The 15,787-nt window shown below is 68.0% G+C and carries 11 protein-coding genes; 5 read left to right on the top strand and 6 right to left on the bottom strand.

Annotated elements, in window-relative coordinates:
• Positions 1-314: 314 nt before the first annotated feature.
• Positions 315-1,565, bottom strand: a complete 1,251-nt coding sequence (locus ANAE109_RS22755) for a glycosyltransferase family 4 protein (RefSeq protein ID WP_041448644.1) — start codon at positions 1,563-1,565, stop codon at positions 315-317.
• Between the two features lie 111 nt (positions 1,566-1,676).
• On the opposite strand from ANAE109_RS22755, the gene ANAE109_RS22760 reads away from it, so the two are divergent.
• The gene (locus ANAE109_RS22760; protein ID WP_012099263.1) at positions 1,677-2,879 is read left to right on the top strand and encodes a glycosyltransferase family 4 protein; all 1,203 of its coding nucleotides are present in this window, start codon (positions 1,677-1,679) and stop codon (positions 2,877-2,879) included.
• A 6-nt stretch (positions 2,880-2,885) separates the two neighbouring features.
• Here the strand turns inward: ANAE109_RS22760 and ANAE109_RS22765 are convergent, their stop codons facing one another.
• From ANAE109_RS22765 to ANAE109_RS24510, 3 genes are all read right to left on the bottom strand, one after another.
• Positions 2,886-3,965: a glycosyltransferase family 4 protein gene (locus tag ANAE109_RS22765; RefSeq protein ID WP_158305928.1), complete on the bottom strand. Its 1,080-nt coding sequence runs from the start codon at positions 3,963-3,965 to the stop codon at positions 2,886-2,888.
• A 50-nt stretch (positions 3,966-4,015) separates the two neighbouring features.
• On the bottom strand, positions 4,016-5,176 hold the full coding sequence (locus ANAE109_RS26245) for an O-antigen ligase family protein (protein ID WP_369730622.1): 1,161 nt from the start codon (positions 5,174-5,176) through the stop codon (positions 4,016-4,018).
• A gap of 139 nt (positions 5,177-5,315) precedes the next feature.
• Entirely contained in the window at positions 5,316-6,677 is a 1,362-nt protein-coding gene (locus ANAE109_RS24510) for a lipopolysaccharide biosynthesis protein (RefSeq protein WP_012099266.1), read from the bottom strand.
• Between the two features lie 1,178 nt (positions 6,678-7,855).
• On the opposite strand from ANAE109_RS24510, the gene ANAE109_RS22775 reads away from it, so the two are divergent.
• The 3 genes from ANAE109_RS22775 (at position 7,856) to ANAE109_RS22785 (ending at position 11,613) form a co-directional block, all read left to right on the top strand.
• Positions 7,856-8,800, top strand: a complete 945-nt coding sequence (locus tag ANAE109_RS22775; protein ID WP_012099268.1) for a GDP-L-fucose synthase — start codon at positions 7,856-7,858, stop codon at positions 8,798-8,800.
• The gene (gmd, locus tag ANAE109_RS22780; RefSeq protein WP_012099269.1) at positions 8,797-9,819 is read left to right on the top strand and encodes a GDP-mannose 4,6-dehydratase; all 1,023 of its coding nucleotides are present in this window, start codon (positions 8,797-8,799) and stop codon (positions 9,817-9,819) included. Before ANAE109_RS22775 ends, gmd begins: the two co-directional genes overlap by 4 nt.
• 90 nt (positions 9,820-9,909) lie before the next feature.
• The gene (locus ANAE109_RS22785; RefSeq protein ID WP_012099270.1) at positions 9,910-11,613 is read left to right on the top strand and encodes an HNH endonuclease; all 1,704 of its coding nucleotides are present in this window, start codon (positions 9,910-9,912) and stop codon (positions 11,611-11,613) included.
• Between the two features lie 71 nt (positions 11,614-11,684).
• Here ANAE109_RS22785 and rfbB read toward each other — a convergent pair whose 3' ends face one another.
• Positions 11,685-12,695, bottom strand: coding sequence for a dTDP-glucose 4,6-dehydratase (gene rfbB / locus ANAE109_RS22790; RefSeq protein ID WP_012099271.1), 1,011 nt, complete (start codon positions 12,693-12,695; stop codon positions 11,685-11,687).
• Between the two features lie 176 nt (positions 12,696-12,871).
• Between rfbB and ANAE109_RS22795 the strand changes: the two genes are divergently transcribed.
• Positions 12,872-14,431: a glycosyltransferase gene (locus ANAE109_RS22795; RefSeq protein WP_012099272.1), complete on the top strand. Its 1,560-nt coding sequence runs from the start codon at positions 12,872-12,874 to the stop codon at positions 14,429-14,431.
• Positions 14,432-14,517: 86 nt separating this feature from the next.
• Here ANAE109_RS22795 and ANAE109_RS22800 read toward each other — a convergent pair whose 3' ends face one another.
• Positions 14,518-15,774 carry a hypothetical protein gene (locus ANAE109_RS22800; RefSeq protein ID WP_012099273.1) on the bottom strand — a complete coding sequence of 419 codons (1,257 nt, stop codon included), beginning with the start codon at positions 15,772-15,774 and terminating at the stop codon, positions 14,518-14,520.
• Between the last annotated feature and the right edge of the window lie 13 nt (positions 15,775-15,787).

Below are 15,787 nucleotides of genomic sequence, written 5' to 3' on the forward strand. Positions count from 1 at the left end.
CGGTGCGCGCGGACGCGCAGCCCGCGCGGCGTTGACTGTCGTCAATCATCTCGTGTTGGCCCCCCGGCCACTTCGTGATCGCCGGCCGGTGCGACTGCACCGGCGGTGCGAGGGGTCTTCTAGCACGGGGTCGGACACGCGGCCAGACTGGGGTCCGGGGGACTCCGTAGGGAAGCGAGCCGCGGTGAACGCGGCGAGTTCCGTTCAGCCGCGAGATCGCGAGGGTTCTGGGGCGAGATCGAAACGCGTGGCGAGCGAGGGCGTCATGCGGATGCGGGACAGAGATCTCGCAGGCCGGGTCCTGACCGCGCCCTCTAGGCGATCGCAGCCCCCACGACATCCGGCTCCGCGCACAGCTCGTCGAGGAGGCCCTTGAAGCGAGCCGTGGCGACGCGGCGCGTGTAATGCGTCTCGAGCGCCGCGCGGGCCCGCGCGCCCGACGCCGCCCGCGCGCCCGACGCCGCCCGCGCGTCGGGCGCGTCCGCCAGCTCGCGGACCGCGCCGGCGAGCCCGTCGGCATCCCCGTTCCGCAGGACGCGTCCGCAATCGTGCCGGACGATGGTCCGGGCGACCTCGCTTCGCTCCGGCCCGACGAACAGCGCCGGCCGCCCCACGGCCATGACCCCGTAAAGCTTCGAGGGTTCGATGAGCCCCTCGATCTCGGGTGAGAGGCCGATGAGGTGGATATCGCCCGCGGACAGCGACTCCGACAGGCGCTCGCGAGGCTGATACGGCGCGAGCCGCACGTTGGGCAGCTCCCGCGCGGCGGCCTCGACCTCCGCTTTCTTCGCGCCGTCGCCGATGAAGACGAAGGCCACGTCGGCTCGGTCCCGCAGCAGGCGCGCCGCGTCCAGCAGCGTCCCGATGTCGTGCGCCCGGCCCATGTTGCCGGAGTACATCACGACCGTCCGCGCCCCCCTCGCCAGCTCCTCCCGAAGTCCGTTGTTCGCGTGCTCCACCGGACGGACGGCTTCACCGTCGGCCCAGTTCGGGATCACGGTGACGCGCTCCGGGTCGGCGCCAGCGGCGACGCAGCGCTCGCCCATGACCTCGCCCAGCGCCACCACGCGGTCCGACCGCCGCATGACCGCGCGGGAGGTCGCGGCCATCATGCGGGTCATCGGCGAGCGCGGCCCGAGCGCACCGAACGCGACGGCCACCTCCGGATATAGGTCCTGGACCCAGTAGAGGAGCCGGCTCCGCTTCGGCCCCTTGAGCGCCGCGGCGGCCGCTGCGATGAGCGGCGGGGTGGTCATCGCGATGACGACGTCGTGCCGCGGCAGCCGCGCCAGCGCCGCGCCCGCCGTGGCGTAGAAGCTCGCGTAGTCGATGCCCCGGTGCAGCAGCGTGCGCTTCCCGAGCGAGGTCGCGGAGGCGCGGACGATCTGGACGCCGCGGTGCTCGTCGCGAGCCGAGAGCTGCTGGCCGCCGAGGTAGCTCCCGCGGCCTGCGAGCGCGGTGACCTCGATGCCGGAGGAGACCAGGTCCTCGGCGAGGTCGGTGGCGATCTGCGAGGTGGCGGAGTGGTCTGGGTGGAAAAACTGGTTGAGGAGCAGCACGCGCACCGGCGCAACTATCCACAAACGTCGGACACCCGCAACCCGCGGGCAGGTGGTCTTGAGCGGACCGACCGCGGGCCGATATGCTGCGCGCCCTCACCAGCGGTCCGAGGCCCGATGCCTTCCCAGATCACGACAGCCACGCCGCTCGACACGGCGTCGGACTCACATTGCGACGTTCGGCCACCGCGACGCGGGCACGTGTTGGCCGTCGGTGCGCTGCCGCCGCCGGTCACGGGGCTCTCGACAGCTTTTCAGCTGTTCTGCGAAGGGATGCCGTCGCGAGGATGGCAGCTTTCGACCCTGGACATCTCCGATAGATCCGGCGATCGAAGGAACGCGTCCTTCACCTGGCGGCGGGCGCTCGACGTACTCCGCATCATCGCGCAAGCCTGGTGGCGGGTTCGCCGCGCTGATGTGCTGTACATCACGATCACGCACTCCACGGTGGGATTTCTGCGCGATGCGCTCCTGATCCTCGGCGCGCGCCTGTTCCGCGTGCCCGTCGTGGTGCACCACCATGGTGGTGCCTTTCACCAGTTCTACGAGACCGCACCGCGCTGGCTACGCCCCGTCATCCGGCTGGCGCTGAACCACACCCGGTTCATCATCGCGCTGGGCGAGTCGCTGCGGCACGAGTTCTCGATGGTGAGCGACGCCGAAGCCCGCGTGCGTGTCGTGCCGAACACCTGCACGACGCCCGCGATCGCGCCGCGGCCGCCGCCCGCAGGGACTCTTCGCGTGCTGTACCTGTCGAACCTGATGGTCGAGAAGGGCTACCTCGACGTTCTCGATGCCGCAGCCCTCGTCGGACAGCGACTTCCTGGCTGGAACGTGGAGTTCCACTTCGCGGGCAAGTTCCATCTCGGCGGGGATGCATTTCGAACGACGGAGGAGATGGAAGACAACTTCCGACATCGCGCGTCCCAGATTGGTGGGGCCACGAAGGTTGTGCTCCACGGCGTCGTTGGTGGGGAGGAAAAGGCGGAGCTACTTCGTCGAGCCGATGTCTTTGTCCTGCCAACGTACTATCGGGACGAAGGCCAGCCGATCTCGATCATTGAAGCGCTGACCTCGGCGCTGCCAGTCGTCGTGACCGCGCACCGCGGAATTCCAGAGCTTCTCCCGGACGACATGGGCCTGCTGGTGGTCCCGTCTCACGATGGCGCGGCGATCGCCGACCGCCTCGCAACGCTCGCGTCGCAGCCACGATTCTACACCCACATGTCGCGTGCGGCGTCGCGTCGCTCGCGAGACTTCTCGCTCGACTCCCACCTTGGTGCGCTCGACCGGCTGCATGCGGAAGCTGCGCGGCGCTGAAGTGCGTCAACGCGCACGCGCCGCGAGTGCGAGCTCTGCAGCCTTCAGGAAATCTGCGGCGTACCGCCGGGTGTCCAAGCGAGAGACGAGCTCACGGCCATTCGCCCCATACCGTGCTCTCAGCGCGGGGTCGCCAAGCATCTTTCTCAGCTGAGCCGCGAGATCATCGACGCTGTTTGCGTCGAACGCGAGGCCTGTGTCCTTCCCGATGACGAGGTCGGCCGTTGCGCCCGCCTGGCGGCTCGCGATCACCGGAAGACCTGAGGCCATTGCCTCGTTCAGGACCAAGCCCCACACCTCGACGAGAGAGGGCATCACGAACACATCCGCCGCGGCGTAGATGCCCGGCAGCTCAGCGTACTTTCGATGGCCGAAGAACCGAGTCCTTCCTGGGAGGACCTCGCTCGCGAGCCTTTCGTACTTTTCGCGGTCGGGTCCGTTCCCGACGACCCAGAGGTGCGCGCTGGAGGACGCGCGGCCCAAAGCGCGGATGAGGACCTCAAGCCCCTTCCGTTCGATGAGCTGACCGGAGAACAGAACAATCTGCTCGTCGCCGATACGGTGTTCGTTTCGCGCGGTATCCCGTGCGGTGCCGTTGGCGAACACCGAGCTCTCCACCGCATTCGAACCGACCACAATCCGGCCTCTCAATGCCCCGAGCTCGACGAGGTACTCCGCTGCCATTGACCCGTACGACAGGTAGGCGTCTGCCGCGCGGACGAATCGCTCCTTCAACCAGCGGACGGGGCCACGCTGTGTGCGCCCGCTCAGACCATGGCTCCCCGACCAGAGAACGACCGGTAGGCGCATGAGCTTCGCTGCTGCGAGCGCCAGCCAGTAGCTCGGATTGTCGTAACCGGCAACCGCGACCACAGTTGCACGGTGGTTACGGATCGCTTTCGCCATTCCCACGTTGACGTGAAGTGCCCAATCACGGCGAGCCAGGAACAGGTGCTTGCCGGGCAGGATGCAACACGCAACGTCCGCTCGCGCTACGTCCCAGGAACGATTAGCCTCTGATGATGCAAGAAACGCGATCTTAAAGTCATCCCCGAGCAGGCGATGAACCTCCTGATACACCGGCATTCGGTACGGCGTAGGAATATTTGTGACAAGAAGTACTCGGGGTCCGGACTTCATGCGTGCCACCCACGCGTCTCCCATATCGGAGGACCGCGTCGCGCGGGACACCTCGCCGTGCTCATCGCAACCAGGGCCAGCAAGAACAAGAGGCTTCCGGTGTTTCCCATGCTGAACATCATGATCTCTGCGCCCGACTCGACTATTCCGGCAGCCACAAGTGGCAGATGCCGCATTGCGCTCCGGCGTCTCCTGGCCAGTGCGAGCGCCAGCATCCCCATCAACGGCACGGTACCCAATAGGCCCACCTCGGCCAAGTTGGCGAGCATACCATTATGCGCACTTGTCACTCCTGTAGCGGCTTCGATCAGCGCCCCGTGGCGACCCGGACCAACACCGAGAAGAGGATTCGGTAACCAGAGCTCGTTAACGACATACGACCACGTTTCGTAGCGGTACGTCCCCGACTGCACGGAGCGGTGCTCATCGTCGAGCATGTACAACTGCGTGACACTTTGACGGACTCGGTCGCCAGCGGGAGCGCACACCAGCACGAGCGATAGGACAACCACCGCCGCGGCAAGTGACGTCCCCAGACGCCTTGCCCTTCTTGCGTGGAGCCACACATGAACACAGAGTCCTGCTAGAAACGAAAGCGAAGCCGTTCTCGACTTAGTCGCGAAGATTACGACAAGGCACGCAACGAGCAGCGCCGCCACAAGAGAGCACACTCGCAGTCGCCGCGGGTCGAGATACGCCAATAAGCCGACCGCGGTCACGGCAGCAATGAAACCGACTCCGTTCGTGTTCAGAAACAAAGAGATACGGTACGAGGGATCGAACACAGCGCTCGGGTCAACCTGCGCCGCGTGCACGAAGACGAATAGTACGCCTGACGCGATTAGGCCGGCCTGGAGCTTCATCGCTCCACCTCGCCTCACGGCAGCGGCAAGCACCGAAAAGGCTGGCAGCAGCAGCACGTATCTGGCAATGGCCGCCATCGACGAGCCCGACCAGACGCCTGATGCAACGGCCGCAGCAGCGTGACAGGCAAGGAGCCTACCGGACCATGAGGCGGCCCACTGGGTAACAGCGCTTGCGGATCGCTGAACGAGAGCGACCCCGAGCACCGCAAGCGCAAGTCCCGTCGCCTGATAGGCGGGAGCGCCCTCCTTTCCGGCAAGAAGTGAAAAGCTCGATAGCCCGCCCCACGCCATCCCGATGACGAGATAGGCCCAGCCACGACGGCGGGCCCCTTGCGAAAGCGCCGCCTCCTCGAGTGGGTGCGTCCCTTGGGCACGGCCGGTGCTGCTGGGGAACACGGCGTGCTTGGCGCAATACCGAGTTCGGTTCACCTCAAGCCGCTCCGTTTACTGCCCCGTCGCCCGACCGCGTAGACTTGCCTGTGAGTGACCGCCATTCTTCGCGGGCGGCAAAGAGGAATCCATACGACAGTGGAACGAAGTTCCAACACCTCATCTGTAGCGAGGGCGCGATTCGGAAACTGGCCCACGCAAGCGCTATTCCACGACCCAACAGAAGAGCGCTCGCCAGCCCTACTATTCCAAACGCTGACGTCAGCGGAATGGCCGCGGCGGCCATCGCTGCACTCGCCAACACTTCGGATTCGATCGTTTCGCGAGTGCGGCGTGCTGCTCGACCAGCAACTTGCAGCACGAGTGTACCCGCGCTTGCTATGGTTCCTAGTGCCGCAATGATCGAGGGCCACACCGCGGCCGCAAACTCCTCGCCGTACAGAGCGGGGACGAGAACGGGCGTGAACAACATCGTCAGCCCCGCGACGCCCGCGGTGACTACCACAGCCCGCACGTACGCGGCATAAACTGCGGGGGACGAGCCACTCTCGTGCTTAGCCACGTTCGCGAGAAGCTTTTGCGAGACCGCCTGTGAGACAAACGGCATCACGCTCACAAGCGCAGCGACGACTTGCCAGTGGCCGATACTCGTCTGAGTTAGCGTCCAGTTCGCGAGAACTCGATCCTGGGATGACGAAAGGACGAATGCCGTGCGTGCTCCCTGAATCGAACCAGCTTCGCGGACATGGCCCGCGATCTCGTCCCTGCCGGGCCACGCCTTGGTCACTCTCAGTTTGGGTGCAGCACAGGCGATCAATGGGATTAGCCGTGCCGCCACGGTAAGCCACATGACAGCAGTGACGGTGGCGACGTCCAGCACGAGCAGAGTCGCGAGTGATGCTCCGTACAGCAATACATTGCCCACTCTAATCAGTGCCACCGCGCGATATCTTTGTCGCCCCAGCAAGAAGCCCAGCGGGACAGATGACAGCAGCGAGCATGGCACGAACAGCAACGCCACACGCGCAAGCGTGAGGAGCCCCTGCTGCGACTCCCTCAGAAGCAGCGGCATAACAATCCAGCCAATGGCGCCGGCCACGATCGATCCAGCGATCGCGACAAATAGCCCGCTGCCCGCTGAGAGTGCTCCTCGGTCCGGGTCCCGAGCCGTGCGAATCGCAACGGATTCCATGATGGGAGCATCCAGGAGGCTAGTCAGAGCCGAAGGCCAGAACAGTACAACCGCAAGATCCCCTCGGCCTGATGGCCCAAGAGCCCTGGCAGTAATCACGCCTGTAATGAACCCCAGGGCGACAGTCGCCAGATTCGCCAACATCAATGCGGCGGTGTCGCTGCGCCAGATGTTTGGGAGGCTCGCTCTCAGCGCGTGTGCGCGCACCATCGTTCCTACGCTGATCTCAACAGAGGGAACGTAGACTCGGACGCGATAAGGGAAGCTAACGCGTTCCTGTCCAAGAAGAACACTTTTTCGTGCTCATAGCCGAAGTGGAGCATGTGGCAGTTCTGCAACGTTCCGAGGATCGCCGCGCTCTCGCGACTGCGGCGCCATCGGACGGTCTTCCTGCACTTTCGCGCGAGGCGTCCCCAAACAGTCCGGATCGGCTTCTCAAGCCCTACTCGGTGTCTCTCATACATCCATACGACATGCCACGGCCCCGGGAGAAGGAAACACCGACCCGCTTGAACCTCGTACACATTCAAGCGGTTTTCTTCATTAAGGTCAGTGTCGAGCGTTATTAACGCAGACCATCGTTCCGCGACGTCTCGCGGCCGAAACAACAGCACCCCCGAACTCACGTGCAGCTTTGGGTTAGGTACCGATCGATTGAAACCTCGCGCGACAAGATCGTCGTAGTAGTACTCGGCCCAGAGCGGGAACAGTCGACGCCGCTCCTCGTGCCCCACGGTTTGCACTGCCGCGAATCCTCCGGCCGGAATCTGCGACTCGTACGCACTGAGGCACGGAGCAGCTGGATTGATGGCGATGTCGCTGTCGACATATGCGACCAGGTCATAGTCGCTGAAAGCTTCGGGCAACTGAAGCTTGTACAAGTAGCAGCACCACCCGAGGCCGGGCTTGTCTGAACGCGAATGCGCCCTGACGAATGGTTCCGGAATCGATCGAACGACATGCAGATCCCACCCATGGCGACGCGCCCACGCCTCCCTCAGCGGGAGGAGGTGCTCGTACTCCCGCTCGAAGCGCGCTCCGATTGCCATCGTCACTAGAGCTTTGCGCATCACAAATCGGACCTCTTGAATTCCGCTTTCGCGTTTACCGTTCGTGCCCGCGAGTGGCCGCACTCTCGCATGCGGGTGCGCGTCGTGGAAGTGCGGGAGTTCGTTCGACCTGGCCAGCGGGGGGCTGGCCTGGCGTGGTACTTCTACCCGAGCCTCAGTTGTCGCCCGCCCGCCCGGTGGAGTTCAGACCACATACCGATTCCCCCCCAAGGACGGCGAGTGTAGAAGGATGCAGATACCGGAGTCGAGAGGCCCACGACGCGTCGCTGGGCTCCGCATTGACCTTGTGCGCCTCGCGCGCGTAACTTCGGCCGCCCCATGCACTGGTCGAATGAAAACGTCCTCGTCACCGGCGGCGCCGGCTTCCTCGGCAGCTTCGTGGTCGAGGAGCTCCGCCGCCGCGGCGCCCAGGATATCTTCGTCCCCCGTTCGCGGGACTACGACCTCGTGCGGATGGAGGATGTTCGCCGGCTGTACGAGGACGCGAAGCCGACGCTGGTCATCCACCTCGCCGCGCGGGTGGGCGGCATCGGGGCGAACCGGGACAACCCGGGGAAGTTCTTCTACGACAACCTCATGATGGGCGTTCAGCTCATCGAGGTGGGCCGGCAGGTCGGCCTGAAGAAGCTCGTGGCCCTCGGCACCATCTGCGCCTACCCCAAGTTCTGCCCGGTGCCGTTCCGGGAAGAGGACATCTGGAACGGCTACCCGGAGGAGACGAACGCGCCCTACGGCCTCGCCAAGAAGATGCTGCTCGTGCAGAGCCAGGCCTACCGGCAGCAGTACGGCTTCAACTCCTCGGTCCTGTTCCCGGTCAACCTCTACGGCCCGCGGGACAACTTCGACCTGCACACCTCGCACGTGATCCCGGCGCTCATCCGCAAGTGCGTCGAGGCGCGGGAGCGGGGGGACGAGAAGATCGAGGTGTGGGGGACCGGCGCGGCCTCGCGCGAGTTCCTCCACGTGCGCGACGCCGCCGAGGGCATCGTCGCGGCGGCCGAGAAGTACGACAAGTCTGACCCGGTGAACCTGGGGGCGGGGTTCGAGATCAAGATCCGCGACCTCGTGCCCTTGGTCGCTCGGCTGTGCCGCTTCGAGGGACAGCTCGTGTGGGATGCCTCCAAGCCCGACGGGCAGCCGCGGCGCATGCTAGACACCTCCCGCGCGGAGCGCGAGTTCGGGTGGAAGGCCCGCATTCCGTTCGAGGACGGGCTGCGCGAGACGGTGGAGTGGTTCGAGCAGAACCGGGAGAAGGCTCAGTGAAGAAGGCGCTCATCACCGGCATCACCGGCCAGGACGGCAGCTATCTCGCGGAGCTGCTCCTCGAGAAGGGCTACGAGGTCCACGGCATCATCCGCCGCTCGTCCTCCTTCAACACCACGCGCATCGATCACATCTACGAGGACCCGCAGGAACCGAATCGTCGCCTGTTCCTGCACTACGGCGACCTCAACGACTCCTCGTCGCTGAACCTGCTCCTCAAGCAGCTCCGCCCCGACGAGATCTACAACCTCGGCGCGCAGAGCCACGTGAAGGTCTCGTTCGACATCCCCGAGTACACGGGCGAGGTGACCGGGCTCGGCGCCTGCCGGCTCCTCGAAGCGGTGCGCGAGCTGGGGATCACCGAGACGCGCATCTACCAGGCGTCGTCCTCGGAGATGTTCGGCGCCTCGCCGCCGCCGCAGAACGAGAAGACCCCGTTCTACCCGCGCAGCCCCTACGGCTGCGCCAAGGTCTACGCCTACTGGATCGGCGTGAACTACCGCGAGGCGTACAAGCTCCACGTCTCGAACGGCATCCTCTTCAACCACGAGTCCGAGCGCCGCGGCGAGACGTTCGTCACCCGCAAGGTCACGCGCGCCGCCTCGCGCATCAAGCTCGGCCTGCAGAAGAAGCTCTACCTCGGCAACCTCGAGGCCCGCCGCGACTGGGGCTACGCGAAGGACTACGTCGAGGCCATGTGGCTCATGCTCCAGCACTCGGAGGGCGACGACTTCGTCATCGGCACGGGCGAGTCGCACTCCGTGCGCGAGCTGTGCGAGGCGGCCTTCGGCCACGTCGGCCTCGACTACCGCGAGTTCGTCGAGATCGACCCGCGCTACCACCGGCCCACCGAGGTGGACTTCCTCCTCGCCGATCCGTCCAAGGCCGAGAAGAAGCTGGGCTGGAAGCCGCGCACCACGTTCAAGGAGCTCATCCGGCTCATGATGGTGTCGGACCTCGACCTCGCTGCCCGCGAGCAGCGCGCGGGGGCGGGGCCGGCGGTGTCGCGGCACGGGTGAACCGGCTGAAGTGATCGTCCACGGCGCCAGGCCCTCTGGCCTCGTCCCGCACATCCGTTCAGTGTCAGGGTCGCGTGCTACGCCTGGTCCGTGGACACGCGCGCCTTCGGCATCCAGCTCTCCCCCCCGGCGAGGCCCTCCGCGGCCGCGCTGGAGGACCTCGGGCGCGAGGCGTGGGTCCTCGAGCCGCCGATGCCGCACGAACGGAAGGGCATCCTCCGCGACGAGGCGGCGCTCCTCCTCGACCGGCTCCTCACCAGCGTCGCGCGCGGGCACGGCGCGCTCGACGTCTCGATCGGCCGAGGACTGGCAGCGCTGGAGGTGGGCGACCGCGCGCTCCGGCTCGGCTACTCGGGCACCGGCGACTACGCCCGCGAGCGGCTGGGCATCGCGGCGAGCACCGCGCAGAAGCTGGCCCGGCTCGCGCGGCAGCTGCGAGACCGGCCGCTCCTCGCCCAGGCGGTCCGTCTCGGCGAGGTGAGCGCGCGCAAGGCGGAGACCATCGCACCGGTGGCGCGCGGCGACGTCGAGGCGGCGTGGGTCGAACGGGCCAGGAAGGAGACGGTCCGGACGCTCGCGGCCGCGGTGCGGGCGGAGCGCGACCCGGGACCCGCGCTTGGACAGGCTCAGGGCGAGCGGACTGCGGAACCTCTCCTCTCCGACGACGAGCCCTGGGAGCGCGTGTGTGTCGACATGACGCCGGAGGGCCGCGCCCGGCTCGACGAGGCGATGGCGCTCGCAGGGGAGACCCTCGGCGCGACGTCGCCGAGGTGGGAGCGGCTCGAGGCCATCTGTGCGGAGTTCCTCGGCGCGCATCCGGTCGAGGGACCGTCCGACGCGAGCGACGACGCCGGCGTCTTGCGCGGTCCGGTGGCCGACCGGGTCGAGGCGATCCGTGCCTGGCTCGAGCAGGAGTTCGCTCCGTGGACGTTCCTCGCGACGATTCCGCTCTGCGAGGCGGAGGTGAGTCCGGAGCTGGAGGAGGACGCGCCGGACCTGGAGCGGCTCGACGCCGAGCTTCGCCGCCTCGCGGCGATGCGCGACCGCTGGGACGAGCTCCTCGGCCACCTCGGCCTGCTCGTCAGCACGCTCGCGCTGTGGAGGGACATGAAGTTCCAGTCCTTCGCGCACTACTGCCAGGAGCGGCTGGGCATGGGCGCCCGGACCGTGCAGCAACGCGTCGCCCTGGAGCGAAGGCTGTACGAGCTGCCGCCGCTCCGCGAGGCGATGCGCGCGGGGCGCGTCTCCTACGAGAAGGCGCGGATCGTCGCCGAGCAGGCCGACGACAAGACCGTCGAGGAGTGGCTCCGCCGGGCGGAGGGAACCACCTGCATCGCGCTGCGGCGCGAGAGCGAGACGGAGCGTGAAGTGCAGATGTGCGCGCGGGGAGAGCTGGACCTGCGCATGCCCCGCCGGGTCGCCTCGCTGCTGGAGGCGGCCGTCCGCGCCGCGCGCGCGGCGTCCGACCGCTGGCTCAAGGCGGGAGAGTGCCTCGAGCGGGTGGCGGAGCACTTCCTCGAGACCTGGAAGGATGCGCCCGCGGAGCGAAGCACGCCGCAGAGACGCGCGATGGCGCGCGACGGCGAGCTCTGCCAGGTGCCGGGCTGCAGCAGGGCGGCGGTCCACGCGCATCACGTCGTCTATCGCTCGCGCGGCGGCAGCGACGACCCCGCGAACCTCACCTCCCTCTGCGCGGTCCATCACCTCCGCGGCGTGCACCGCGGGTACCTGCGTGTTCGGGGCCAGGCGCCGGACCGGCTGAGCTGGACCGTCAGCGTGCTCCGCTCGCGCTGAGCCCGTCGAAGGGGCGAGCGGGAGGAAACCCGGTCAGCGGGCCCGCCCCCTCGCCACTCACGCGACGCGCACTAGCCGGCTCCGTACTGCTTCTCGTAGTACGCGAGGTACTCGCCGGAGATGATCCGCTCCCACCACGGCCGGCGCTCCACGTACCAGCGCACCGTCGCCGCGAGCGCCTCCTCGAACCGGTGGCGCGGCGCCCAGCCGAGCACCGTCCGCGCCTTGGTCGAGTCGATGGCGTAGCGACGGTCGTGCCCCGGCCGGTCGGCCACGTGCTGGATGAGCGACTCGGGCTTCCCGACGAGCCGCAGCACCTGCTTCACGACGTCGAGGTTGTGCCGCTCGCTCGACGCGCCCAGGTTGTAGACCTGCCCGCTCTCGCCCTTCTCCAGCGCGGCGAGGAGCCCGCGGCAGTGATCCTCCACGTGGATCCAGTCGCGCACGTGCAGGCCGTCGCCGTACACCGGCAGCGGCAGGTCCCGCAGCGCGTTGGCGATCGCGAGCGGGATGAGCTTCTCCGGGAACTGGTAGGGGCCGTAGTTGTTCGAGCAGCGCGTGACCACCACCGGCAGCTCGAACGTGCGCGCGTAGGCGAGCGCGAGCAGGTCGCTCGAGGCCTTCGAGGCGGAGTACGGCGAGGAGGGGTCGAGCGGCGTCTCCTCCGTGAACAGGCCGCTCGGGCCGAGGGAGCCGTACACCTCGTCGGTGGAGACGTGGACGAAGCGCCTCACCCCGAGCTCGCGCGCCGCCTCGAGCAGCACCTGCGTGCCGCGCACGTTCGTCTCGATGAACACGGGCGGCGACAGGATCGAGCGATCGACGTGGCTCTCGGCGGCGAGGTGCAGCACCGCGTCGATCCTCTCCGTCTCGAGCACGTCGGCGACGAGCTCGCCGTTGCAGATGTCCCCCCGCACGAAGCGGTAGCGCGCGTGCCCGTCGAGCTCCGCCAGGTTCTCGGCGTTCCCGGCGTAGGTGAGGGCGTCGAGGTTGACGACGCGCCACCCCGGCCGCTCGACGAGCAGGAGGCGGACGAGGTTCGCGCCGATGAACCCGGAGCCGCCGGTGACGAGGACGTTCACTTCGATGCTCCAGTCAGGCCGTCTCGCCGTGTGGACGTGGCGTGTCGGCGCGGACCATACCTCTCGGCAGATCTCCCAGCCAGGCACGCTCGCCCGGCCGGTCTCGCGGCAGCGCCCCGGGCCGCCCGCTCGCTCGTTCCGGGGCCAGGCTGGGTCTGGTACAACCGGGCTCCGCCATGACGTCCCTATCGGTCCTCGTCCCCGTCTACAACGAGCAGCACCTCGTCGCGGCCTCCCTCGAGCGGCTCCGGGTCCTCGAGACCTCGCCGCACCTCGAGCGCGTGCAGGTGGTCGTCGTGAACGACTGCTCCAAGGACGGCACCAGCGGCGTGCTGCGGGCGTTCGCGGCGGAGCGGGGGATCGCGTGGCAGGAGGACGGCCCGCTCGCCGACGGCGTGCGGCTCCGCGGCCACGGGCGGACCGGCAAGATCGAGTGGGCCTTCCTCGAGCACGTCGTGAACGGCGGGAAGGGCGCCGCGATCCGCACGGCCCTCGCCGAGGCCGACGGCGAGATCTCGGTCATCCACGACGCCGACCTCGAGTACCACCCGAAGGACCTCGTCCGCATCGTGAAGGTCTTCGTGGAGGAGCAGGCCGACGCGGTGTTCGGCTCGCGCTTCGCGGGCGGCGAGGCGCGGCGCGCGCTCCTCTTCCGGCACGAGCTCGGCAACCGGCTCCTCACGTTCCTCACCAACTGGGTGACGAACGTGAACCTGACGGACATGGAGACCTGCTACAAGGCCGTCCGCACCGACCTGCTCAAGTCGATCCCGCTGCGCTCCAACGACTTCCGCATGGAGCCCGAGCTCACCATCAAGCTCGCGAAGCGCGAGGCGCGCATCTTCGAGGTGCCCATCAGCTACTCGGGGCGCACCTACCAGGAAGGCAAGAAGATCAACTGGCGCGACGGCCTCAAGGCGCTCTGGGCCATCCTGCGCTTCTGGCTCTCCGACGAGATCTACGCGAAGGACGCGTTCGGCTCGCAGATCCTGGGGCGGCTGGCGCGCGCGCCGCGCTTCAACGCCTGGATGGCGGACGTCATCCGGCCGTACTGCGGCCAGAAGGTGCTCGAGATCGGGAGCGGCACCGGGAACCTCACGCGGCGGCTCATCCCGCGCGGCCACTACGTCGCCTCGGACGTCAACCCGCTCTACCTCCAGACGCTGCGCAGCCTCACCGCCGACCGGCCCTACCTCGACGTCACCCTCACGGACGTCACCGAGGGCCGCTCCTTCCCGCGCGTCGAGGGCGGGTTCGACACCGTCGTGTGCCTCAACGTGATCGAGCACGTGGACGACGACCGGGGCTCGCTCGAGAACATCCGCGCGGTGCTCGCCGAGCGGGGCCGCGCCATCGTCCTCGTGCCGCAGGGTCCGGAGCTGCTCGGCACCCTCGACGAGATCCTCGGCCATCGGCGGCGCTACACCGAGGCCTCGCTGCGCGTGCTGGCCGTGGAGAGCGGGTTCGAGGTGAAGGAGCTCCTCCACTTCAACCGCGTCGGCAGCTTCGCCTGGTGGCTGAACGGCAAGATCCTGCGGCGCCGGTCGTTCGGGCTCCTCCAGATCAAGGCGCTGAACCTGCTCACGCCCGTCTTCCGGCTGGTGGACCGCGTCCTGCCGTTCCCGGCGCTGTCGCTCATCGCGGTCCTCGAGCCCGCCCGCGCCGGCGGCGCCGCCCAGCCCGAGTTCCCGCAGGAGGCGCTCGAGCCGGTGCCGCCCTCGCTCGAGGTGGGGTGACGCGGTCGCGTCCGCTCCTAGGAGGGGCAGCGTAAAGAATCCCCGCTCGTGCTGAGCCTGTCGAGCACGAGCGGGGACTCGGACGTCTACCGGTTCGCCCCCGGCGCCGTCGGATAGGGCGGGCTCGCCCCCCGCAGCCCGTTCTGCGACGTCTGCCGCAGGAACGCGCCGATGCCCCGGTAGCTGTGGAGCTTGTTCGCGTGCGCGACCACCTCCACGTCCGCGCCCTCGAGGAGCGCGCGCGCCACCATGGCCTCGCCGAGGTCACCCACCGCGTGCAGGTCGCCGCCGCAGTACGGGCAGGACTCGGCGGACTCGACGTTCGACCCGATGGCCCGGCAGTTGTCACAGGTCCAGCCGGTCCCCTCGAAGCACTCCTCGATGACGAGCTTGTGGACCCGCCCCTGGTTCAGCGCCTCGACCACGTCGTTGGGACCGAGCACGCCGAGGCCGCCGCGCAGCGCGTGGCCGACCACCTGCTCGATGGCGTGGTGCTCGTCCTGCTTCTCGCGCTCGGCGATGGCCTGGGCGGCCCCCTTCACCACCCCGTCGCGCCGCGCGCCGTCGCCCGACTCCCACTCGCGCGGCCGCGGCAGGCGCGCCACCACCCGCTCCCGCACCCGCTCCGGCAGCTCGCGCTCGAAGGCGGCCGCGGTGCCGTTCGTGCCCACCAGCACGAGGAAGCAGTGCGGGTTCTGGTCGAAGAACGCGGTCACCTCGCCGGCGGCGGCGCGGCGGTTCTTCTGGATGAAGCCCTCCTGGCGCCGGTCGTTCTTGTCCTGCCGCTCGTAGTAGCGCCCGGAGTGGCCGGCGGTGCCGGCGTTGAAGTTGTCCTTGTCACGGCGCGGGACGAAGCCGCGCAGGTTCGCCTCGATGGCCAGCTCGCCGAGCGAGACGTGGTAGATGTCCGCGCCCTCCTGGCTGGGCGCGACGACGATGGCCGGGGCGAAGTCGTCCTTCAGCCGCGCGAGCTGGAGGAGGTGGGGGATGGCGTCGGTGGTGAGCTCGTTCTGGAACGACCTCCGGAAGAAGAACGGGCGCCACAGCCCGAGCGCCTCGTTCGCGAACAGCGCGAGCCCGTTCATGTCGGCCTCGTACTCCTGGCTGAGCAGCCCCGCCACGTGCTCGTGGATCCGCTTCAGCGTCCTCTCGAGTCCCTCGCGTCCGGGCGTGCCCGGCGGATAGTGGGCCAGCGTCTGGCGTACGCGCTCCTGCACGAACAGCCGCACGCGATCGCGCTGCTGCTCGTCCCCCCAGCGGATGTCGAGATACAGGCTGACGATGGGCTCGCTGCCGCTGCGTAGGCGGGCGAGCTCGGAGAGCGTTCCGTCGAGCTCGATCATTCGGCTCCTCCTT

Source organism: Anaeromyxobacter sp. Fw109-5, assembly GCF_000017505.1.
In the GTDB taxonomy this organism is placed as follows: Bacteria; Myxococcota; Myxococcia; order Myxococcales; family Anaeromyxobacteraceae; genus Anaeromyxobacter.